The sequence below is a fragment of the Bacillus sp. JJ1609 genome, from assembly GCF_036967045.1.
Lineage (GTDB): Bacteria > Bacillota > Bacilli > Bacillales > Cytobacillaceae > Mesobacillus.
On sequence record NZ_JBALSS010000001.1, the window covers coordinates 137,549 to 159,812 of the forward strand.

General features: G+C 43.5%; 22 protein-coding genes. 1 reads left to right on the forward strand and 21 read right to left on the reverse strand.

Features of this window, described 5'->3' with window-relative positions; translation table 11 throughout:
* Positions 1 to 119: 119 nt before the first annotated feature.
* The 5 genes from recG to V7654_RS00710 form a co-directional block, all read right to left on the reverse strand.
* Positions 120 to 2,168, reverse strand: coding sequence for an ATP-dependent DNA helicase RecG (gene recG / locus V7654_RS00690; RefSeq protein WP_335427955.1), 2,049 nt, complete (start codon positions 2,166 to 2,168; stop codon positions 120 to 122).
* Positions 2,161 to 3,048, reverse strand: coding sequence for an L-serine ammonia-lyase, iron-sulfur-dependent, subunit alpha (gene sdaAA, locus V7654_RS00695; RefSeq protein ID WP_335427688.1), 888 nt, complete (start codon positions 3,046 to 3,048; stop codon positions 2,161 to 2,163). The genes recG and sdaAA overlap by 8 nt, the downstream gene beginning before the upstream one ends.
* 27 nt (positions 3,049 to 3,075) lie before the next feature.
* Entirely contained in the window at positions 3,076 to 3,738 is a 663-nt protein-coding gene (sdaAB, locus tag V7654_RS00700; RefSeq protein WP_335427690.1) for an L-serine ammonia-lyase, iron-sulfur-dependent subunit beta, read from the reverse strand.
* A 159-nt stretch (positions 3,739 to 3,897) separates the two neighbouring features.
* Complete coding sequence (locus V7654_RS00705; RefSeq protein ID WP_335427692.1) at positions 3,898 to 5,568, reverse strand: DAK2 domain-containing protein; 1,671 nt, start codon at positions 5,566 to 5,568, stop codon at positions 3,898 to 3,900.
* Between the two features lie 16 nt (positions 5,569 to 5,584).
* Positions 5,585 to 5,947: an Asp23/Gls24 family envelope stress response protein gene (locus V7654_RS00710; RefSeq protein ID WP_335427695.1), complete on the reverse strand. Its 363-nt coding sequence runs from the start codon at positions 5,945 to 5,947 to the stop codon at positions 5,585 to 5,587.
* Positions 5,948 to 6,243: 296 nt separating this feature from the next.
* Here V7654_RS00710 and rpmB point away from each other — a divergent pair, with 296 nt between their 5' ends.
* Positions 6,244 to 6,432 carry a 50S ribosomal protein L28 gene (gene rpmB / locus V7654_RS00715; protein WP_023614934.1) on the forward strand — a complete coding sequence of 63 codons (189 nt, stop codon included), beginning with the start codon at positions 6,244 to 6,246 and terminating at the stop codon, positions 6,430 to 6,432.
* A 256-nt stretch (positions 6,433 to 6,688) separates the two neighbouring features.
* Here rpmB and spoVM read toward each other — a convergent pair whose 3' ends face one another.
* The 16 genes from spoVM to V7654_RS00795 all read right to left on the reverse strand — a co-directional run bounded on the left by spoVM (position 6,689) and on the right by V7654_RS00795 (position 22,082).
* Positions 6,689 to 6,769 carry a stage V sporulation protein SpoVM gene (gene spoVM, locus V7654_RS00720; RefSeq protein WP_144475002.1) on the reverse strand — a complete coding sequence of 27 codons (81 nt, stop codon included), beginning with the start codon at positions 6,767 to 6,769 and terminating at the stop codon, positions 6,689 to 6,691.
* Between the two features lie 138 nt (positions 6,770 to 6,907).
* A complete protein-coding gene (locus V7654_RS00725; protein ID WP_335427697.1) occupies positions 6,908 to 7,555 on the reverse strand; it encodes a thiamine diphosphokinase in 648 nt (215 codons plus the stop codon).
* 434 nt (positions 7,556 to 7,989) lie between these two features.
* Positions 7,990 to 8,634: a ribulose-phosphate 3-epimerase gene (gene rpe / locus V7654_RS00730; RefSeq protein WP_335427700.1), complete on the reverse strand. Its 645-nt coding sequence runs from the start codon at positions 8,632 to 8,634 to the stop codon at positions 7,990 to 7,992.
* 2 nt (positions 8,635 to 8,636) lie between these two features.
* Positions 8,637 to 9,518 (reverse strand): ribosome small subunit-dependent GTPase A, encoded by an 882-nt coding sequence (gene rsgA / locus V7654_RS00735; RefSeq protein WP_335427701.1) that lies wholly within the window; start codon positions 9,516 to 9,518, stop codon positions 8,637 to 8,639.
* 18 nt (positions 9,519 to 9,536) lie between these two features.
* The gene (pknB, locus tag V7654_RS00740) at positions 9,537 to 11,489 is read right to left on the reverse strand and encodes a Stk1 family PASTA domain-containing Ser/Thr kinase (RefSeq protein ID WP_335427702.1); all 1,953 of its coding nucleotides are present in this window, start codon (positions 11,487 to 11,489) and stop codon (positions 9,537 to 9,539) included.
* 5 nt (positions 11,490 to 11,494) lie between these two features.
* Positions 11,495 to 12,244, reverse strand: a complete 750-nt coding sequence (locus tag V7654_RS00745; RefSeq protein WP_335427704.1) for a Stp1/IreP family PP2C-type Ser/Thr phosphatase — start codon at positions 12,242 to 12,244, stop codon at positions 11,495 to 11,497.
* A gap of 4 nt (positions 12,245 to 12,248) precedes the next feature.
* Positions 12,249 to 13,340, reverse strand: a complete 1,092-nt coding sequence (gene rlmN / locus V7654_RS00750) for a 23S rRNA (adenine(2503)-C(2))-methyltransferase RlmN (RefSeq protein ID WP_335427706.1) — start codon at positions 13,338 to 13,340, stop codon at positions 12,249 to 12,251.
* 1 nt (position 13,341) lies between these two features.
* Complete coding sequence (rsmB, locus tag V7654_RS00755; protein WP_335427708.1) at positions 13,342 to 14,691, reverse strand: 16S rRNA (cytosine(967)-C(5))-methyltransferase RsmB; 1,350 nt, start codon at positions 14,689 to 14,691, stop codon at positions 13,342 to 13,344.
* Positions 14,684 to 15,637 (reverse strand): methionyl-tRNA formyltransferase, encoded by a 954-nt coding sequence (gene fmt, locus V7654_RS00760; RefSeq protein WP_335427710.1) that lies wholly within the window; start codon positions 15,635 to 15,637, stop codon positions 14,684 to 14,686. The genes rsmB and fmt overlap by 8 nt, the downstream gene beginning before the upstream one ends.
* The gene (gene def / locus V7654_RS00765; protein ID WP_335427712.1) at positions 15,634 to 16,119 is read right to left on the reverse strand and encodes a peptide deformylase; all 486 of its coding nucleotides are present in this window, start codon (positions 16,117 to 16,119) and stop codon (positions 15,634 to 15,636) included. The genes fmt and def overlap by 4 nt, the downstream gene beginning before the upstream one ends.
* Positions 16,120 to 16,247: 128 nt before the next feature.
* A complete protein-coding gene (gene priA / locus V7654_RS00770; RefSeq protein ID WP_335427714.1) occupies positions 16,248 to 18,662 on the reverse strand; it encodes a primosomal protein N' in 2,415 nt (804 codons plus the stop codon).
* Entirely contained in the window at positions 18,659 to 19,870 is a 1,212-nt protein-coding gene (gene coaBC / locus V7654_RS00775; protein ID WP_335427715.1) for a bifunctional phosphopantothenoylcysteine decarboxylase/phosphopantothenate--cysteine ligase CoaBC, read from the reverse strand. The genes priA and coaBC overlap by 4 nt, the downstream gene beginning before the upstream one ends.
* Before the next feature lie 167 nt (positions 19,871 to 20,037).
* Positions 20,038 to 20,262 carry a DNA-directed RNA polymerase subunit omega gene (gene rpoZ, locus V7654_RS00780; RefSeq protein ID WP_335427717.1) on the reverse strand — a complete coding sequence of 75 codons (225 nt, stop codon included), beginning with the start codon at positions 20,260 to 20,262 and terminating at the stop codon, positions 20,038 to 20,040.
* Positions 20,263 to 20,877: a guanylate kinase gene (gene gmk / locus V7654_RS00785; RefSeq protein WP_335427719.1), complete on the reverse strand. Its 615-nt coding sequence runs from the start codon at positions 20,875 to 20,877 to the stop codon at positions 20,263 to 20,265.
* Positions 20,878 to 20,886: 9 nt separating this feature from the next.
* Positions 20,887 to 21,150 (reverse strand): extracellular matrix/biofilm regulator RemA, encoded by a 264-nt coding sequence (remA, locus tag V7654_RS00790; RefSeq protein WP_023614949.1) that lies wholly within the window; start codon positions 21,148 to 21,150, stop codon positions 20,887 to 20,889.
* Between the two features lie 56 nt (positions 21,151 to 21,206).
* Positions 21,207 to 22,082, reverse strand: a complete 876-nt coding sequence (locus tag V7654_RS00795; protein ID WP_335427722.1) for a YicC/YloC family endoribonuclease — start codon at positions 22,080 to 22,082, stop codon at positions 21,207 to 21,209.
* Between the last annotated feature and the right edge of the window lie 182 nt (positions 22,083 to 22,264).

Below are 22,264 nucleotides of genomic sequence, written 5' to 3' on the forward strand. Positions count from 1 at the left end.
GGAGTCTTCGCGCCTTCCACTCCAATCAACAGGGTATCAATATCTGATCGGTGAACTGTATCTTTGTCGACAAATTGAGCAGACCCTATTAATCTTTCAAATAAATATAGTATTGTAGATTAATCAAGCTTTTCACTTGCAAGCGCGCCAGTCTCCTTCAGATATTCCCTGAGAGAATGGTACTTGTCAGCTTGCCAAAAAGCAGATGATTGCACTAGTAATGTTGCGTCATTTCTTGCAGTTTCAAGAGCACGGTAGTCATGGACCATATCCGCTACCTTGAACTCTGGAAGTCCGCTTTGTTTTTTTCCAAAGAAATCCCCTGGTCCGCGAAGCTCAAGGTCCTTTTCACTTAAAACGAATCCATCATTTGTTTCGGACATGATTTTCATTCGTTTTTTCCCAACTTCGCTTTTTGGATCCGCAAGCAAAATACAATAGGATTGATCGCTTCCCCTGCCAACTCGGCCTCTCAGCTGGTGGAGCTGTGCAAGCCCAAACCTCTCAGCATCATAAATCATCATGACAGTCGCATTTGGCACATTAACACCAACCTCGACAACTGTAGTCGATACAAGGACTTGGACTTCATTTTCACTGAAAGCTTTCATTACTTGATCTTTTTCATCAGAATGCAGGCGACCGTGCATAAGACCGACTTTGTAGCGATTTTGAAAATAGAAGCTTAAAGTGCTGTGGACATCGATGGCATTCTGGACATCCAGCTTATCGGATTCTTCTATCAACGGAGTAATGACATAGGCTTGTCTGCCTTTAGCCAGCTCTTTCTCCATAAAAGCGAGCACCCTTTCAAGCATTTCGTGCTTAGCCCAATATGTCTCAATCGTCTTTCTTCCTGCCGGCATCTCGTCGATGACCGAAACATCCATCTCCCCGAACACGGTGATGGCAAGAGTCCTTGGGATCGGTGTGGCCGTCATGAACAGGACATCGGGATTTTCACCTTTTTCCCGTAAGACCCGCCTTTGTTCCACCCCAAAGCGATGCTGCTCATCCGTGATGACTAATCCAAGGTTATTAAAATCAACCTCATCTTGTATCAATGCATGCGTACCAATTAGGACATGGATTTCTCCCTGCTTTAAAAGCTCAAGAATTTCCTTTCTTCGCTTTCCTTTTACAGAGCTTGTCAAGAGTGCGGTTTTTACGCCAAAAGGTTCAAGCAGCTGCGACAAAGATTGGGAGTGCTGTTCAGCAAGGATTTCCGTCGGCACCATCAATGCACCCTGGTAGCCTGAAGTCTTTGCTGCATAGAGCGCTATAGCCGCGACGACTGTCTTACCTGACCCTACATCCCCCTGGAGCAGGCGGTTCATACGGTATGGTGATTTCATGTCGCCAAGAATTTCGTTAACAACTCGTTTTTGCGCTCCTGTCAACGGGAATGGCAATCCGTTTATGAACGACATTAGCTCGTCCAATTTATATGAAACTGCTATTCCTGGAGTCTGTTCACGCTCAATTTTTCTTAGTGATTGCATCTTCAGCTGGAACAATAGGAATTCCTCATATACAAATCTTCTTCTTGCCTGCTTCATCTCATCTGCCCCAGCAGGAAAATGCATGATTCTCAGCGCTTCTCTTCGATTTAACAATTTATATTTTTGCAGCAGTTCAGCAGGCAGAATTTCAGATATTTCATGACCAAATTGGGAAAAGGCCAGCTTGATCAGTCTTCTGATCGTTTTTACGGTCATTTTCCCTTTTACAGCATAAACTGGTTCAAAATCCTGGCTTTTCGCATTCTCTCCTACTGACATTTCACTTGCGGTAATCGTTTGTCGGTGCTGGTCCCATTTGCCGGTAACAGTCACTGTTTCGTTTATTTTTATTTTTTGTTTTAAATACGGCTGATTGAAAAAGGTTGCGATGATAAGATACCTTCCCACAAGAACCCTGACGGTAAGGCGGTTTTTCTTGCGTCCATAATAGATAAGAGAAGGTTCACTGTGAACCTTCCCCTCAACCGTTACTTTTTCGTCATGCTTGACCTCCGCCAAGTCCTTTAGGCGGTAATCTTCATAACGGTATGGGAAATACTCAAGCAAGTCACTGACAGACCAGATATTCATGTCTGCGAGTGTCTCTGCCATTTCATCGCCGATTCCTTTAACTGCCGTAACTGGCTGTTTTAGAATATCATTCACGTTTATCAAGCGGTATGCCGAAAATTTTGGCCTCAAGCTCACGGCCTGTCGGTGTTGCCGCTAACCCTCCCTGCGCTGTTTCTCTAAGTGCGGATGGCATGGACTGGCCGATTTTATACATGGCATCGATCACCTCGTCACAAGGTATCCTGCTCGTAATCCCTGCGAGCGCCATATCAGCTGCAACCATTGCATTCGCGGCCCCCATCGCGTTTCTTTTTACACATGGAACTTCAACAAGGCCTGCAACAGGATCACAGACTAATCCCAGCATATTTTTAAGCGTGATCGCCATCGCCTCTGCACATTGTTCTGGTGTTCCACCCGCCATTTCAACTATTGCAGCAGCAGCCATCCCGGATGCTGAACCAACCTCTGCCTGGCATCCGCCTTCTGCGCCGGAAATTGAGGCATTGTTGGCAACTACATAGCCAAAAGCACCGGCTGTAAACAGGAAAGAAACCATCTGTTCCCTTGTAGGATTCAATTTGCTTTTTACGGCAAATAAAGTTCCCGGTACGACACCGGCAGAGCCAGCTGTGGGCGTTGCACAAATTGTTCCCATCGCTGCATTCACTTCATTTGTTGCCACAGCTTTGCTGACAGCATCCAAAATCGTTTCACCAGAAAGGAAATTTCCTTTTTCAATATATTGTTGAAGGAGGACGGCATCCCCGCCAGTCAGGCCAGAATGAGATTTAACACCTTTAATTCCTCTCTCGACAGCCTGCTCCATGACAGTCAGATTCCGGTCCATCATCGTAAGGACCTCTTCTCGGCTCCGTCCGGTCACTTCTACCTCTTGTTCAATCATCAATTCGGAAATCTTTTTATTCTTACTGGTGGCTAGCTCCACTAACTCTGCTACATTTCGAAACATATTAGCCTTCCCTCCTATTCCTGCAAATTAGTCGACAATCTTTGTGACCTGCAAAACATTCGGCAGCTGTTCTAATTGTTTAATGATATGCTCGTCGATATTATGGTCTACCTCAATTATCATCAACGCCATTTTCCCTTTTTCCTTGCGAGACACTTCCATATGGCCAATGTTGATTTCTTCCTTGGCAAGAATGTTTGAAACCGCGGCAATAGCTCCGTGCCGGTCATTATGAACAACGAGAATTGCTGGATGGTGACCTGAAAGCTTTAGTTCAAAGCCATTCAGCTCAATGATTTCTATTTTCCCGCCGCCAATCGATATTCCGACTAGCTCTTGCTCACCCTGCTCATCTCCAATGAGTACCCGTGCCGTATTAGGATGGTCGGTTATTGCTTCTTCTTCGATAAATTTAATTTTCATACCGGACTTTTTGGCAATATCAATTGCCCCGATTATACGCTCATCAAAGGTATCAAAATTCAGCAAGCCGCCGACAATCGCTACATCTGTACCATGGCCCTTATATGTCTTAGCGAATGAACCGTAAAATGAAATCGTTGCCCATTTTGGCTCCCGGCCAAATAAACTCCTTGCAACCCTTCCGATTCTTGCTGCTCCAGCTGTATGGGAGCTCGATGGACCGATCATTACCGGCCCGATTATATCGAATACACTTTTGTATTTCATACCGCACACTCCTTTACTCATATTGTTAAAGGAAAGCTGTGAAAAATGAAAAAACATTTATACATAACGAAATAGAAGGGTATTCCCCTTCTATTCCTTAGTAACATATTATAATTTTATTTGTCCAGCGGGAGTATCAGCACTGGAAAAGTTTTTTTACTATTCAATCGCAAAGATAAAGGCATATAATGGCTGTTCCCCATTATGAACCTCGATCTCGACATCTTTAAATTCGCTTTCAACAAACTCGACAATTGAATCGACATCTTCTTCGGAAGCGTCTTCCCCTTTAAGGATTGTCAGGATTTCTGAATCTTCATCAAGCATTTCACTTAAGAGGTCTTTAGCCGCCTTAACTTTATCCTGGTCCTTCAAAACAATTTTACCATCGGCAATACCCATGAAATCTCCTGTTGAGATTTCAAGACCATCGATGCTTGTGTCGCGGACAGCGTATGTCAGCTGGCCCGTTTTTACATGTTGCATCGCTTCAGTCATGGTGTCTTTGTTTGCAGAACTGTCTGCAGATGGGTTGAAAGACAACAATGCAGTCATACCCTGAGGTACTGTCTTGGAAGGAATGACAACTACTTCTTCCTCCGCAACCTCAGCAGCCTGTTCAGCAGCCATGATGATATTTTTATTGTTAGGCAGGATAATCACCTTGCGGGCGTTGACTTCCTTAATCGCCTTGACGATATCCTCTGTACTTGGGTTCATCGTCTGGCCGCCTTCAATTACAGCGTTCGCACCGATACTGCGGAAGAGCTCGGCAATTCCTGAACCCATCGATACAGCTACGACTCCGTATTCCTGCTTTTCTTTCTTTGGCTGGTTACCTTCTGTACGAAGTGGTGTAGTTGATTCACCAACGATATTTGAATGCTGCTGACGCATGTTTTCAATTTTCATGTTGATGAGACTTCCATATTTTTGGCCATAAGTAAGTACTTCGCCAGGCTGCTCAGAGTGGATATGTACTTTAACAACCTCGTCATCAGAAATGACTAGTAAAGAATCACCGTACTTGCTTAAGTCCTGACGGAAATTTTCCTCAGAAAAAGAATTTTTCCCTTCAAGCCTTACCATGAATTCAGTACAATATCCGAATTCAATATCCTCTGTATTCATATGGCTCTGTACACTTTTATGGTGTTCAGCGCTTACTAGCTCATTCATATTAGGCATTGTTGCAGGAGAATCAGGAAGCTTTTCTCCTTTTAGTTCGGCAAGGAATCCTTCATAGACAAACACAAGTCCCTGTCCGCCGCTATCCACTACTCCTACTTCCTTTAATACTGGCAGCAAGTCCGGGGTACGGCTAAGGGATGCTTTAGCTTCTTTTAGAACCTCTTCCATCAGACCGACTAAGTCTTCGTGGTTTTTGGCAACAGCAACAGCATGCTTGGCAGCGTCCTTTGCCACTGTTAAAATCGTACCTTCAACAGGTTTCATAACTGCTTTATACGCTGTTTCGACTCCAGCATTCAATGCTGCAGCAAATTCCAGCGAAGTAATGGTCGGCTTAGCTTCAATTGCTTTCGCAAAGCCTCGGAATAATTGGGACAGGATTACACCAGAGTTTCCTCTCGCTCCCATTAGCAAGCCTTTTGCCAGTGCAGATCCTACCCTTCCAATATGCTCCTGTACATTACTTTTTACTTCCTTAGCCCCGGAAGTCATGGATAAATTCATATTCGTTCCTGTATCACCATCAGGAACAGGGAAGACGTTCAACGCGTCGACATACTGGGCATTTGCAGCCAAATGATTGGCACCCTGTATCACCATCTCCGCAAAATGTTTTCCGTCTAGAACTTTAATAGACACAAATCTTTCCTCCTCACTACGGGTTCGTTACACGAACTCCCTGAACGTAAATATTGACCGAGTCAGCAGCCAGCCCGACTGTTTTATCAAGGATGTATTTCACCTTTGACTGGACATTGTGGGCAACCTCGGAAATCTTCGTTCCATAGCTCACAATAATATACATATCGATATGTACTTCTTCGTTTTCCTGGCGAACGATGACACCGCGAGTGAAATTTTCCCTGCGCAGAATATCTGTTAATCCGTCTTTGATCTGATTCTTTGAAGCCATCCCGACAATCCCATAACAATCAACTGCTGCACCGCCTGCAATCGTTGCAATGACATCATTTGATATATCAATTTGTCCGTACTTCGTTTTAAGCTCAATGGACATGAATCGTTCCCCCTTTGGAAAAATAGCTATATGCTACAGTTATTTTACTATAAGCCAAGCAATTTTTAAAGTTATTCTGCCCTACCCCTTATTATTCAGCAAGAATCTTAACTATATGTCAAGGTTTTTTTCTTTATAGCTTTCGCCAGAACTATTGCAAATGCCAAATTTCTATGATAAATTATTAAAGTATGTCAGAAATAAGGTTATCCTGTTAAATTCGCAGTTCTGACGATATGCAAATAATTGCAGCAAAAATCATAGTTTTAGCTTTTGTGAGTTAGGAGGGAAATCATATGCCACGTAAATGTGTAGTAACTGGTAAATCAACTCGTTCTGGTAACGCACGCTCCCACGCAATGAACGCTAACAAGCGTACATGGGGTGCTAACCTTCAAAAAGTACGTATTCTTGTAGACGGTAAGCCTAAGCGTGTTTGGGTATCTGCAAGAGCTCTAAGATCAGGTAAAGTTGAACGCGTATAATTAAAAACCGCAGATGTTTAGAAAGGCCGCTTGGCACTCTGGACAGATGCACGGCATCCTTAATTGGGTGCCTTTTTTTTGGCCATATTTTTGTCAAGACCTCCTGGGAATTTCTAGTCACTCACAAGCTAAAAGCTGCTCCTATGGCCCATTCTTCCCCAATCAGGGCAAAATAATAGCACCCTGTCTCCAGGGCGCCAAATCACTTGCACATTATAATGTTTTCAGTCTGCATATTGTTTCACTTATCGTTTTATTAATCCTTTTTAAAAGCACCTAACATCGCCCGTACGAGGCCGCCTAAAAATCTCGGCAGTTTAATTGTATAGAATCTCATACCGTCCCTCCTCACCATCTCTCGCAAACCAGTCTTCTTTTTTGTATCCCTATCAGTATATTCCGGGATGTACAAAATTTGCTCTTTTCACATATTTCCTTAAAAAAGAATACGATAAGAGCCTTTGCTAAAGACTTTTCAATCCCTGCTCCTTACAACTAATAATATGCCTTCAGAAAATGAAAAAGTACCATGACCTCTAATAAGTTCATTACTAATACATAGTGTCGATCCCATAGGAATATGACAGTCATTTAAAGGATATTTGAAATTTTCAAGCGTCATCCCCCAGATTTCAGGCGTAACTGGGAGGAATGAAATATATTTAAAATCAGCTAATTTTTCAACGTTATAAGTGCCAGGTTTTTTTATAAATAAAATATTATTCTTATCGATAATTTCTATATGAGTGTCAATATCCTGATTCAGCGGCTTTGTCAAAAGCTGCACATTTGCCATAAGGTGGTCTAGCCTGCCGCCTGTCGCACCAAAGATAGTGATTGAATCAGGATTTTGCGCTATTGCCCAATTTAAGGCGAGTTCCATATCGGTTTCATCTTTTTCCGGCTTAAACTTCTTAAGCTGCTCAACTTCCTTTTCTATATCCGCCATCTCTTCCTCGGTCACTGAATCAAAATCGCCAAAGGCCATAGCAGGCTTGATTCCCGCATTCAGCAAATAGAATACACCCCTGTCAATTCCAATCCATTCGACATCTTTATCATCAAAAGCCTGCAGATCAGGAATCAGGTTTAAAGGTCCTCCGGCTACAAGATTAATTTTCATTGTATCTTCTCCTTTTACAAAGCTAAACAAGTATGATTCATTAACTATAATAATATGTCTGGACTTTCCTTACATTAACATGGTTTCCAATTTGGTTAGCTCTGTTAAATCTGACTGTTGATTTCGCTCCAGGCACTCGCTTTCCGCGGGGAAGAATTCTTCCTTAGACGTCCGGTGAGCCCGCACGACTTTGAAAAGCTCCTCTAACCTGCCCACGCACGATGGAAATGCGGTAGCATTTTCGGAGGAGTCGAGTGCCCTCCGCTTCAATCAACAGGTGTTAAAAATCAACATTGAACTTTAAAACCGCCTGAATTTTACGCACTATTAAGACTTAGCTCTGTTGGTTCCTTCTTTTCTTGTTTCGGTTACCATTCAACAAATGCAAAAGATCCCTTAAGAAAAGCCAGCCGATAATCCGGCTGGCTTTTAAATCATTGCTTTAATTGGGCAATTGCAGCTGCCCGGTCTTCCTTATTAAAGACCGCAGAACCTGCTACAAGCACTGTTGCGCCGGCTTCAACACAAAGCTTGGCAGTTTCTTCATTTACTCCGCCATCAACTTCAATTTCAAGATCTGGGTTCACCGCATCGGCCATTTCCTTTACCTGCCTGATTTTCGGAAGGACAGAAGAGATGAATTTTTGGCCTCCAAACCCTGGGTTGACTGACATAAGCAGGACCATGTCTAAATCCTCAATGATGTGCTTCAGGCTTTCCACGGGTGTTGCCGGATTGATTACGACACCTGCCTTGACACCTGTCGATTTAATCAATTGGATTGTCCTGTGCAAATGTCTGGATGCTTCCACATGAACGGTAATGTAATCTGCACCAGCCTTGGCAAAGGCTTCAATGTACTGGTCAGGATTTTCAATCATTAAATGTACATCAAGCGGCAACTTTGTAACGGGACGGATTGCTTCCACAATAAGCGGGCCGATCGTAATATTTGGCACAAAATGACCATCCATTACATCAACATGGATATAATCTGCTCCGCCTTGCTCGACATCCTTAATTTCATCGCCAAGCCTGGCAAAGTCTGCTGACAATATTGAAGGTGCTATTTTCACCATGATTAGTACCTCGGCTTTCTATCCTTTATTTCTAATAAAAAGTCCTTATAGTGCTCATACCTGTACTCAGGCAGAGTTCTGGCTTCAACCGCTGCTTTTACAGCACATTTAGGCTCTGCCATGTGAAGACAGCCTCGAAACTTGCAAGACTCACTGATTTCGTAAATATCCGGAAAACAGGGGTTCAGTTCTTCGGCCTCAATTTCGGTAAACTCCAATGAACTAAAACCAGGGGTATCCGCAACAAGGCCATTATTAATTGTGATTAACTCTACGTGTCTTGTTGTATGCTTTCCCCGTCCCAGATGGGAAGAGATATCATCTGTTTTCAATTCCAGGTCAGGGCGGATCGCATTAAGCAGGGAGGACTTCCCAACACCTGACTGACCCGCAAAAACGGAGATTTTCCCCTCGAGATGGGGACTTAGCTCCTCAAGGCCAGAGGATGTTTCAGATGAGGTAAAGATAACCTCATACCCCGCTTTGCGGTAATCAGCAGCGAATGATTCAAGCCGCTTTTTTTGCTCTTCAGAAGTCAAATCCATTTTCGTAATGCAAATGACCGGCTGGATATGATTATACTCAACTAACACTAGGAACCGATCAAGCAGGGCAGTGCTAAAATCAGGTTCAACTGCTGAAAAAACAAGGATCGCCTGGTCTACGTTGGCAATTGGAGGGCGGACCAGTTCATTCTTCCGCCCTTTTACCTCAAGAATATAGCCTTCGGTATTATTGTCTGCCTGGAAAACGACCTCATCCCCTACCAGCGGATTCACCTTATTCTTTCGGAACACACCCCGCCCGCGGCATTGTACTATTCCATCCTTGTTCGCAACATAATAAAACCCGCTCAGCGCCTTAATGATTTTGCCCTCAGGCATAGCAACACTCCCTGTCTGTTAATCTTTTGGATAATCTACTGCATCCTCCTCGATGACTGAACCGTTACTCATTACTCTATAATAGGCTTCTCCACCAGGTGGGATATGAAATTCTACAGTGCGGTTTGTATCTTCCATAATTTTCAAAATCTCTGCTGGAACATTTTCATCATGATCTAAATCACTGATGAAAATTTGGACCTCTTGCGGCTGCCCGGCTAAAGTCGTATCGTAAGGAATATTAATAGTATGCTTCACTCTTTTTGGAAGCTCCTCAATTCCCTTAGAAATGACAACATTCACCGTGCTGCCTTTCTCCAATTGAGTTCCCGGTGCTGGGTCTTGAGAAATGACTTCTCCCTCTGGAACTTTGTCATTGAACTCTTCTGTTGTCTCAATCTCGAGTCCGTAAGTATCCTCGTATACTTGCAGCCCTTTCTGATTGGATCCGCTAAGATCGTCAAGAGTAATTAGCTCAGGCCCCAAGCTGACGGTGAATTCAATAGTAGTTTCCTCAGGAATCACTGATTCACCATCAGGAGGATATTGATCCAGAATGGTTCCTGGCTCACTATCATCATGTTCTCCAGTTTTTTCGATATCCTTGAAGTTTTTATTTTCGAGAAGCGGTACTACGTCATCGAATAATCGGCCGCGGTAATCCGAAAGCTCCAGTTCCTCTTTCCCGGAACTGATATAAAGATCTATTTCATTGCCTTCCTTGATCATCTTACCAGCTTTCGGATTAGTCTTTATGATTAGACCTTCCTCAACTTCTTCATCGCTGATTTCCTTCTGTTCCCCAATGGTAAAGCCAGCAGCCATCAATTCTGCGACTGCCTCTTCCAGTTCCATTCCGCTTACTTCGGGAACTGCAACCTCTTTTGGCCCGAACAAATCAGGTCCCATTGTCACTGCTACAATTCCTGCAGCCGCAATCAGTAAAAATAATAGAGTTAAGATGATCGGCCATTTTTTGCTTTTCTTTTTAACTGGCTTTGACTGGTTCGTTTTGTCTGGTGGAACAGCCTGTTCCTTCCTAACAATCGTTGCATCCATGTTATGGAATGGTCGATCGTTCGTTATAATAGGTATTGCCTTTGTTGCTTCATCATCTACAGGAATAAAAAATCTCCCTTCATTAAGGCGATTGGCATCAAGTGCAGTCCGCAAATCATCTTCCATTTCATCTACATTGTCATATCTATGGAAGGGATCCTTAGCCGTAGCCTTCAAAACGATATTTTCCACACTTTGAGGTATTTGCGGGTTCCATCGCTTTAAAGAAGGAGTTTCAGATTGCAAATGTTTCAGAGCGATGGATACAGCCGACTCTCCAGAGAATGGCAGCCTGCCTGTAAGCAGCTCAAACATGACGATACCGATCGAATAAATATCCGACTTTTTATTCGCCATTCCACCCCTTGCCTGTTCAGGTGAAAGATAATGAACAGATCCGAGCACCGAATTTGTCTGAGTAATGCTAGTGGCACTCAAGGCCATCGCAATACCAAAGTCCGTGATTTTCACTGTTCCATTACTGTCAATCAATATATTGTGCGGCTTAATGTCACGATGGACGATATGGTTATGATGAGCATGTGAAATCGCTGAAGTCAGCTGCTTCATAATATCCAGTGCTTCCTGAACCGGGACAGGAGCATGCTGCTGTATGTATTGTTTTAGCGTCTGCCCGTCGACATATTCCATTACAATATAGTATAGCCCGTCCTCTTCTCCCACATCATATATACTAACAATGTTTGGATGAGCAAGACTGGTAGCTGATTGAGCTTCCCTGTGAAATCTGCGGATAAATTCTTCATCATTGGCAAAATCCAGACGCAGCATTTTAACAGCGACATCTCTGTCAAGAATCATGTCGTGGGCTAGATAGACATTCGCCATACCGCCGCCGCCAATCATATCCAATATTTTATAGCGTCCGCTGATTCTTTTTCCGATAATCATTTTCTTCACCTGCCCTCGTTGAATTCCTGATATTCGACGATAGCAAGAGTGATATTATCTTCGCCGCCGTATTGGTTGGCCCTTTTGATAAATTCTGCTGCCTTCTCTTCTAAAGGCAGTTCATTCATTATGACACTTTGCATTTCCTCAAGGCATACTTTATTAGATAGACCGTCTGAACATAGCAGTAATGCATCGCCTTCTTCAAAGGTAATGGTTTTTAAATCCATTTCTACGGATTCCTCAGTACCCAGTGCTCTTAACAGTACATTTTTCCGCGGATGATGTTCGGCGTCTTCCTTTGTGATTTGGCCTGAACGTACAAGCTCGTTGACGAGTGAATGATCCTCAGTCAATTGCTTGAAACCTGACTCATTCAATAAATAGCAGCGGCTGTCCCCGATATTCACGACTGTGGCAAAAATATTTGTGCAGATGGCACCGACTACAGTCGTCCCCATGCCTTCGCACTCTGTATTATTTAAAGAATGCTGGAATAATTGCTTATTAACTTCTAACACCGCTTCTTTGAGCCATTTTTCTGCTTCTCCTGCTGTATGTATCTTAGATGATTGTTCCCAAAGGCCTTTTAAATGTTTGATTGTCATATCACTGGCAACATCTCCTGCACGGTGGCCGCCCATGCCATCTGCTACGATGGCAAGGCGCTGCCCGTCAGGATTGATAAAGATGCCGCCGTTGTCTTCATTATGCAGACGAACTTTTCCCCTGTCCGTCATGAAAACAGCCTTCATCTTTTCACCTCGTCTCTTCTTTTCTTTCCTTCGCTCGAAGTTGTCCGCATGCCGCTTCAATGTCATGCCCTTGTTCTCTTCTAATTGTAACATTCACACCCCTGTCACGGAGCGTGCGTTCAAATTTAAAGATCTGGGTTTTCGGAGTCCTTACGTAATCTCGCTCAGGAACATAATTTACAGGAATCAAATTGATATGGCACTTAAGACCCTTTACCAGGTTTGCCAGCTCTTCTGCATGCTCTACCTGATCATTGACACCGCCAAATAATCCATACTCAAAGCTGATCCTTCTGCCCGTTTTATTTACGTAATAACGGACCGCATCCATTAGATCAGGAAGCTTGTACGCACGGTTGATCGGCATTAGCCTGCTTCTAAGCTCCGAATTCGGCGCATGCAGGGAGATCGCAAAATTGATCTGCATATTTTCATCCGCGAATTGATAAATCTTTGGGATGATTCCGCTTGTTGATACGGTGATATGGCGTGCACCGATATTCAAGCCTTTTTCATGGTTGACGATTTTCAGGAATGAAAGCATATGGTCATAGTTGTCAAACGGCTCGCCGATTCCCATGATAACAATTGAACTTACTCTTTCATCTGTTTCGTCTAATGCCTGTTGTACTTTTACGACCTGGGCAACGATTTCTCCTGCTTCCAGGTTTCTTTTTAATCCGCCAAGCGTAGATGCACAGAATGTACAGCCGATGCGGCAGCCAACCTGTGTCGTGACACAGACAGAATTTCCATACTCATGCCTCATCAGCACTGTTTCAATTGAAACACCATCATGCAGCTCAAAAAGGAACTTAATTGTACCATCAGAAGATGTCTGCTGGACAATTGTATTCATGGTGGTCAGCACAAAATGCTGGCTGAGCTTGTCCCTTAATTCCTTCGAAAGGTTCGACATGTCCTCGAAGGAGGCAGCTCTTTTTTTATAGAGCCAGTCAAAGATCTGTTCAGCTCTAAATGGTTTTTCGTCTTGCTCCTTCAACCAATTTTTCAGCTCTTCTAGCTGAAGTGAATAGATGGACTGTTTCCCTGTATCTTCTGTTGCAGCATTTCTCGTTGAATTTTCCTGTTCCATGTTATTCTACCTTCTTTCTTAAACAAGCAATATAAAATCCATCAGAGCCAAAATCCTGCGGAAGAATCTGAACATCTATGCCATTAATCAATGGTTTGATTGCATCCGGCATTCTTTTCGCAAATTCAAGATCTCCTTCAAATTCATGATGCTCAAGCAAAAATTTACTTATGACTTCTTGATTTTCTTCTTTATCAACAGTACAAGTACTATATACAAGCGTGCCTCCCGCTTTTAGCAGCGGCGCTACTGATTCTAGCAATGAAAGCTGAATTGATTGAAGCTGAGATAAATCATTTTCTTTTTTAGTATACTTCATATCGGGTTTACGTCTCATTACACCGAGACCAGAACATGGAGCATCAAGCAAAATCCGGTCAACAGATTCCTTTTCAAAATGCTCTGCAGCTTGCCTGCTGTCCATTTTCTTAGCTTCGATGTTTTCTAATCCAAGACGCTCCGCATTCTTTACAATCAGCTTAACTTTATGCTCATGAAGGTCTAGAGAGATTACTTTCCCACTGTTGCCAAGCATTTCAGCTATGTGTGAAGATTTCCCTCCAGGAGCCGCGCAAGCATCCAGGATTACTTCCTCTTCTTTAATATCAAGAGCATACGCAACCAGCATTGAACTTTCATCCTGAATAGTCAATAATCCATATTTAAAGGCCTTTGAGGATGCGAGGTTCCCGCGCAGACATTTGATTGCTTCTGGTAAGATCGGACTTGGTTCAACTTCAAAGCCTTCGTCCTCAAGCAGTACAAGACACTCTTCACGCGTTATTCTTGTCAAATTGACTCTTGCCGTTTGCAGCGGGGCAGTCAGGTTCACCTCACACATTTCACGGGTTCTTTCAATTCCGAACTGGCTGACCCATCTCTTGACGAGCCATAATGGGTGGCTTGTCTCCATTGAAATTCTTTCTGCGGGGTCGTTAATACTATCCAAGCTCGGCAGCCCTTTTCTCTGGATGCTGCGAAGAACTCCATTAACAAGGCTGGCTATGCCTTTGTGTCCGCGGCGCTTAGCTATCTCTACTGCTTCGAATATCGCAGCTCTATCTGGAATTTTATCTAAATACACCATCTGGTAAACCGTGATGCGAAGCAGATTGATGACCCAGCTTTGCAGCTTCTTATTCTCCTCAATAAAAGGTTTAAGGTAATAATCGAGTGTCATTTTCCGCTGGAGTGTGCCATAGACCAACTCAGTCAGTAAACCAATATCGATAGGACTGATTTCATTTTTTTCAATTGCACTGTTCAGCAGCAAATTGCTGTATGCCTGGTTCTTTTCGACCGACTCCAATAATTGGACTGCAGCGTCCCTTACATTTTTCTTTTTACTCATCTTGATCTCCTAACTTAATTCCAGGCTCGATGTTCGAACCTGCACCAAGCAAGAACTGCCTTGCATCCATTTTCTTCTTGCCCGCAGGCTGCAGCTCAGTTATTTTTATTCCAGTTCCATTACCAGCAGCGACAATGAAACCATCTTCTTCAAGTTTGACAATCGTTCCAGGCTCTTGGCTTATTGAATGAGCAGCCTTCTCGGAGCCCCATATTTTCAGTACCGAACCATTCATTGTCGTATAGGCAACTGGCCAGGGATTCATGCCGCGGATATGGTTATATATTTGTTCTCCCGGCTTCGTCCAGTCAATTTTCTCCTGTTCACGTTTGATGTTCCAGGCAAATGTTGCCTCTTCATCGTTTTGAGGGACAGGTGTAAGCTCACCTTTTAACAGCTTTGGAATAGTTTCTGATAATAGGTCCGCACCTGCAGCACTCATTTTATCATGAAGCGTTCCAACCGTATCTGTTTCGGTTAATGGTACTTCAATTTGTGTAAGGATATCACCAGCATCCAGTTTCTCAACCATATACATGATCGAAATCCCTGTTTTTTCTTTGCCCTGGATGATCGCATAATGGATTGGCGCGCCGCCGCGAAGCTCAGGGAGCAGCGATGCATGGACATTTATACATCCATATTTTGGAGCCTCGAGCAATTGTTTTGGCAAAATCTGCCCAAAGGCAGCCGTCACGATTAAATCCGGCTCCAATGCAAGAATTTTATCCAGATCTTCCTGCTGACGGATTTTTTCCGGCTGATAAACAGGAATATCATGCTTCAGCGCCTCTTCCTTAACCGGAGGCGGTGTAAGCACTCGTTTCCTGCCAACTGGCCGGTCAGGCTGGGTGACTACGGCGATTACATTATAACCGTCACCGATCAGCCTTCTTAAAACAGGAACGGAAAAATCCGGAGTTCCCATAAAAACTATTTTTGTCATTCCTGGTTCAGCTCCTCTAATTCAGCTTCTTCCAAATACCTAGTAACCTTTGAGGTAAATAACACCCCATGCAAATGGTCGATTTCATGCAGGATCGCCCTGGCCAGAAATTCTTCCGCTTCTATTTCAAAGCTTTTACCTTTACGGTTTTGTGCTTTGACTTTTACATAATTTGGACGTGTGACCACACCGTATAAACCAGGAAAGCTTAAACAGCCTTCTGGCCCAGTCTGTTCACCGCCACTTCCAATGATTTCTGGATTGATCAGTTCAATCGTTCCGTGCTCATCGTCAATATCAACGATGGCAATTTGCTTATTTATATCAATTTGTGGAGCAGCAAGGCCAACTCCATCAAATTCAATCATTGTATCATACATATCATCCAGCAGCTTTGCGAGCTTTTTATCAAAAACTGTAACCAATTCGCATTCCTGCTCCAAAATATCTGCCGGGTAGTTAACTATTTTACGTACTGCCAAAATAAATCCTCCAATAAATCCATTAAATATATTTTTCGTTTAACTATTAGTTTGTTCAAGAGCCTTTTACCGTAAACTTCACGTTTTCAGCAAATGCAAAAACTGATTAATCTGGTCATCAAAATCTTTTACATCAAGATATAAGGGTTCAGATCAACGGAAATTTGCAGTCCGCCTGTCCCCATCTCATGCTGATAATGATCGAGAATGGACTTTAGCGCACTATTCAGTTCTGGTTCCTTTTTGTATTTTATCAAACATTGATACCGATATCTATCGTTGATACGGGGAATGGGGGATGCGACTGGCCCCAAGACGACTGCTTCCTTCGAAAGCCTGGACGATATGAATTTGGCGATCTTTTCGGTGACCGACACTACCTTCATTAATTCTCCATGGCTGACTGTAACTAGTGAAAGATAATAAAATGGCGGATACTGATGTACTTTCCTTACCATCATTTCCTGCTGGTAAAACCGGTCGTAATCCTGGGTGCCGGCAAGCTCGACACTGTAGTGTTCCGGTGTATAAGTCTGTATGACAACTTCACCGGGAAGCTGATGTCTGCCTGCCCTCCCGCTCACCTGGGTAAGCAGCTGAAATGTTTTTTCTGACGAGCGAAAGTCTGGCAAATGCAGCATTGTATCAGCAGAAAGAACACCAACTAGCGTAATATTGGGAAAATCAAGTCCTTTAGCGATCATTTGAGTGCCAAGCAAAATGTCCGCCTGGCCTTCTTGAAAAGCAGTCAAAAGCCTCTCGTGAGAGCCCTTCCTTCCTGTTGTATCCACATCCATACGGATGACCCGCGCTTCTGGCAGCAGCTTATTGAGTTCTTCCTCCACCTTTTGCGTTCCCGTTCCAAAATAGCGGATATGCTCGCTATTGCATTCAGGGCATATAGTTGGAACCCTGTCTTCATGACCGCAATAGTGGCATTTCATCTGTTCATTATACCGATGATAGGTCAGCGTGATGTCACAATGCGGACAGTTCATCACATAGCCGCAGTCCCGGCACATGACAAATGATGAGTGGCCTCGTTTATTTAAAAACAGGACAGTCTGTTCTTTTTTCTCAATCCGGTCCTTTAATTTTTCAAAAAGCTTAACAGAAAACATTGACCGGTTGCCTGTGCGGAGCTCCTCTCTCATGTCGACTATTTCGACAGTTGGAAGATCCCTGTTGTTCATCCTCTTTGGAAGGGACAGCATTGTGTATCTCCCCTTCTGCGCGCGAGCGAATGATTCAAGTGATGGGGTTGCGCTGCCTAGGACTACCGGGCAGTTATACGTTTTAGCTCTCTGGATTGCAACATCCCTTGCATGATAGCGAGGATTTTCTTCCTGCTTATAGCTTGTTTCATGCTCCTCATCAATAATGATGATTCCCAGGTTTTCAAACGGAGCAAAGATCGCTGACCTGGCACCTACTACAACCTTTACTTCTTTGCGCTGAATCTTCCGCCACTCATCATATTTTTCTCCGGCAGATAGACCACTGTGCATGACCGCAACATAATCCCCAAACCGCTCTTTGAAGCGAGTGACCATCTGCGGTGTAAGCGCAATTTCTGGTACAAGTACAATCGCTTCTTTTCCGTTGTTCAATACCTCTTGAATGGATTGAAGGTATATTTCCGTCTTCCCGCTACCTGTCACTCCATATAAAAGGAAAACCTCATGCTGTTCATTCTCGATCGAAGAAAGAATAGGACTAATTGCCTTTTCCTGTTCCACCGTCAGCGTCAACGCGGTTTTCCGGGCAAATTCTCTTTCAGCGTACGGATCTCTGTAAACCTCTAATTCTTCTACCTTTAAAACGCCTTTTTTTACTAGCGAATTTACAGATGCCTGTGAAATACCAAGTGTTGTGAGGATGAGTCTTTGTTCCACCGGTTCAGGATGTTCAAGAAAGAAATCTATAATTGCTTGCTGGCCCGATGCCTGTGCCGGGAGACTGCCCCTGATTTCTTTCAGCTGTCCAGGCTCTGCAGCCGGGGAGACATGTTTGAGGAGCTTTTTGCGTACCCTGTCCTTTACTTGATAGATGACTTCAATCCTGCCTTCTGAGGCTTCCTTATGAAGCTGCTGGACAAGCCCTTGTGAGACAGCGTCATCCCATTTTATTTCACGGCTTTCCATGAAAAGATCCTTAAGCTTTTCGTGGACACCAGCAAGATCAGCACCTCTTGCGAGTACAATTTTTTTCTCGTACTTCGCCTTCAGAGCTGCCGGGAGCATTGCCTGATAGGAGGAAATCTTATAGCTTAATGTATGCTCCGTTAACCATTCTCCCAGTTCTAGCAATTCTTCATTTAATACAGGATTCAAATCAAGCGGCTCTACAATTTCACGTAATTTAGAAAAGCCGGATTCATTTTTAAGCTCCGTGACAAAGCCCTGGATTTTCCTAGGGCCAAATGGGACAATCACCCTTATTCCAGGCTTAATGACATCTTTGAATTTATCTGGAATTTTATAGTCAAAGGTTTTGTCTGTCTGCTTTGCGGGCACATCGACAATAACACTGGCTATATTCATAGGCGTTCATCCTTTGATAACAGTTGAGTGACCTCTAAAAGGAGGTTTCTGGCAACCTCGGTTTTTGCCATTAACGGTAATTTGACATTGGTTCCATTTTTATTGTAGATCGTGACAATATTCGTATCAGTGCCGAATCCCGCTCCCGCTTGTTTCACATCGTTCGCAACGATCAAATCAGCATTTTTCTTCACCAGCTTGCCTTTTGCGTGTTCTTCTACATTCGTGGTTTCGGCTGCAAATCCAACTACCACTTGAGTAGTCTTCCTTTTGCCTAACTCGAAAAGGATGTCCTTTGTACGTTCAAGCTCAAGGAACTCCTCGCCTTCCTTCTTCTTCATTTTTTCTTCATACACATATTTAGGACGGTAATCTGCTACCGCAGCTGTTCCAATGATGACATCAGCCTGTTCGAAATGATCCATTGCTGCCAGGTACATTTCCTCAGCACTTTCTACCGAAACAAGCTCTACTCCTTTTGGTGCTTCCAGGTAGACTGGACCGGAAACAAGTATGACCCGCGCACCCATCTTTTCTGCTTCCGATGCGATCGCATAGCCCATCTTACCGGTTGAATGATTGGTAAGAAATCGCACGGGGTCAATTTTCTCCCGGGTAGGACCTGCTGTAATTAGAACCGTCTTGCCCGCAAGCTCCGCGGTTTCCCTATTAAAAAACTTGATAGCAAGATCAACAATCGTTTCAGGTTCCTCAAGCCGTCCCTTGCCTGTGTAGCCGCAGGCCAAATATCCTTCAGCTGGTTCAATGAAATCACAGCCAAAGCTTCTTAATGTCTCCATATTTTTTCTTACAGCAGGATGATTGTACATATGTACATTCATTGCAGGCGCAATCCAAATCGGGGCAGTAGCCGCCAAGAGAGTAGTCGAAATCATATCATCAGCAATCCCATTTGCAAGTTTTCCAATTATATTGGCTGTAGCTGGTGCGACAATGATCAGGTCCGCCCAGTCTGCCAGGTGAATATGGGCGATTTTGTCAGGGTGTTTTTCATCAAATGTATCTGTATAAACTTCACTTCCGGACAGCGCCTGGAAAGTGAGCGGAGTAACAAATTTTGCGGCTGATTCACTCAGGATGACCTTCACTTCCGCACCGGCCTGGGTCAATTTGCTTGTCAGCGCAGCCCCTTTATATACGGCGATACCGCCAGTAACACAAAGCAAGATTTTTTTACCGTTCATCATGTCAGAGAACCCCCATTGTACACAAACTTTCATTATGATTGAACTATAACATTTTTTCACAGATTAAGCATGAAATGCGCAAGCAGATGCTTGGATCGATAGATTTTCAAATCACTTATACAAAAACAAAAAAATAACAACCCAATAAATAGGTTGTTATCATGGAATTATTCGTTGATATTTAATTCTTCATGGCTGGCAGCTGTTTTGAAATGAAGCTTTTCAGCGTTGATTTCCTCGAGTGCTTTACCAACGAATTTATGTGACACATACTTATCGATTTTCGGGTCCATGTGAACCTGCATGCTGCGTGCACGCTTTGCAGCAACTGACACCAATGAATATTTTGAATCAATTTTTGTCATTAATGAATCAATAGAAGGAAAAAGCATTTAATCTACCTCCAGCATTTTTTTATAACGATGTTGAACTCGTTCCCTGCGGCAGTGCTCTGCAACAACGATTGCTTTCACACGCTCAGCAGCACTTTCCACCTGGTCGTTCTCAACAACATAATCATATAATTCCATCATTTCGATTTCTTCTCTTGCGGCTCTCATTCTGCCTTTAATGATATCCTCCGTCTCGGTTCCCCTAGTAACGATTCGGTTTTCAAGCTCTGAAAGGCTAGGCGGCGCAAGGAAAATGAACAAACCTTCCGGAAACTTCCTGCGGACCTGGCTTGCGCCCTGGACTTCAATTTCCAGGAAAACATCCTTCCCAGCATCAAGAGTTTCGCGGACATACTCTACAGGAGTTCCGTAATAATTACCGACAAACTCTGCATATTCAAGAAGCTGGTCCTGCTGGATCATCTCTTCGAATTCTTCCCTTGATTTGAAGAAATAATCTACTCCATTTCTCTCGCCTTCCCGCGGGAGCCTGGTCGTAGCTGAAACGGAGTATTCAAAAGCTGTATCCGGCTGGGAAAACAATTCTTTCCGGACCGTTCCTTTTCCAACTCCTGATGGCCCTGAAAGAACAATCAACAATCCTTTTTCCTGCATTAAAAAGTCCTACCCTTCATCAATAATATCATCCCTGTCATTCAAGCGGTGGGCAACTGTTTCTGGCTGTACCGCAGAGAGAATGACGTGGTCGCTGTCCATTACGATAACAGCCCTGGTCCTTCTTCCATATGTAGCATCTATTAATGACCCTCGGTCACGCGCATCCTGAATGATCCTTTTAATCGGAGCGGATTCTGGACTCACGATCGAAATGATCCTGTTCGCTGAAACAATATTGCCGAAGCCTATATTTATAAGCTTTATTGCCATGATGGTCCCCCAATCATCAGTTATTTATTTTTGCCTTGCAAAGCTCATTCTAAACGCTATTCAATATTCTGTACTTGTTCTTTAACCTTTTCAAGGAGGCTTTTCATTTCGACAACTTCTCTGGCAATTCTAGAATCATTGGCTTTGGATCCAATCGTGTTGACCTCGCGATTCATTTCCTGAAGCAAAAAATCAAGTTTTCTGCCAAGAGGTTCATTCGACTTCATTATTTCTGTAAATTGAACGACATGGCTTTCAAGCCTGGTGATTTCTTCACTGATATCGGCTTTGTCTGCAAAAAACGCGACTTCAGTGAGAATCCTGTCCTCATCAGCCTGCCCATCCAAAAAATCAGCCATTTTCTTATTCAGCCTGTCCCTGTATTGCTCCACAACATCTGGGGCAAATTGTTTTACCTTGCTGAGATTGCCTTTTAGCTGCTGGATGTTTTGAGAAACATCGCTCTCAAGAGCCGTACCTTCAAGCAAGCGCATCTGGACCAACTGATTTCCCGCGTCCTGTATTGCAGCCAATACAAGCTGTTCGAGTTCTTCATTCTCTGTCTCTTTTTCTTCAATATGAATGATTTCGTCCCGGTTGACAAGGTCACGAAGCTCAATCTCACCGGTAATGCCGTACCTGTTTTTGATTTCAGATATGTGATGGACTAATTCGTCCAGGGCTTGCCAGTCAATATGTACACTTCGGCTTACTATGCCTTCACCCTCCAAAGTTACAAATACTTCGACTCTCCCTCTTTTTATGTGTTCGCCAAGTTTCTTTTTTATTTTTTCTTCCGTTTTCAGGAGCTGGCGAGGCATGCGTATATGAAATTCACAAAAACGGTGGTTTACCGTCTTCACCTCAACATTGACGCTGAACCTTTCCGAATCAGCCCTACTCCTTCCAAATCCAGTCATACTGACGACCATTCAAGACACATCCATTCTCTATAAAAAGTCGAGTTGATTCGTGAAGGTTTTTTAAAATTTTTTTTTTTCATAGGCTCTGTTAAGCAAGGCTGTTGATTTCCGCTTCAATCAAAAGGCTTAAAATAACATTGACCTATGACAGTGCCTTTATTTTAAGTGATAATTTAATAATAAAAAAAAGA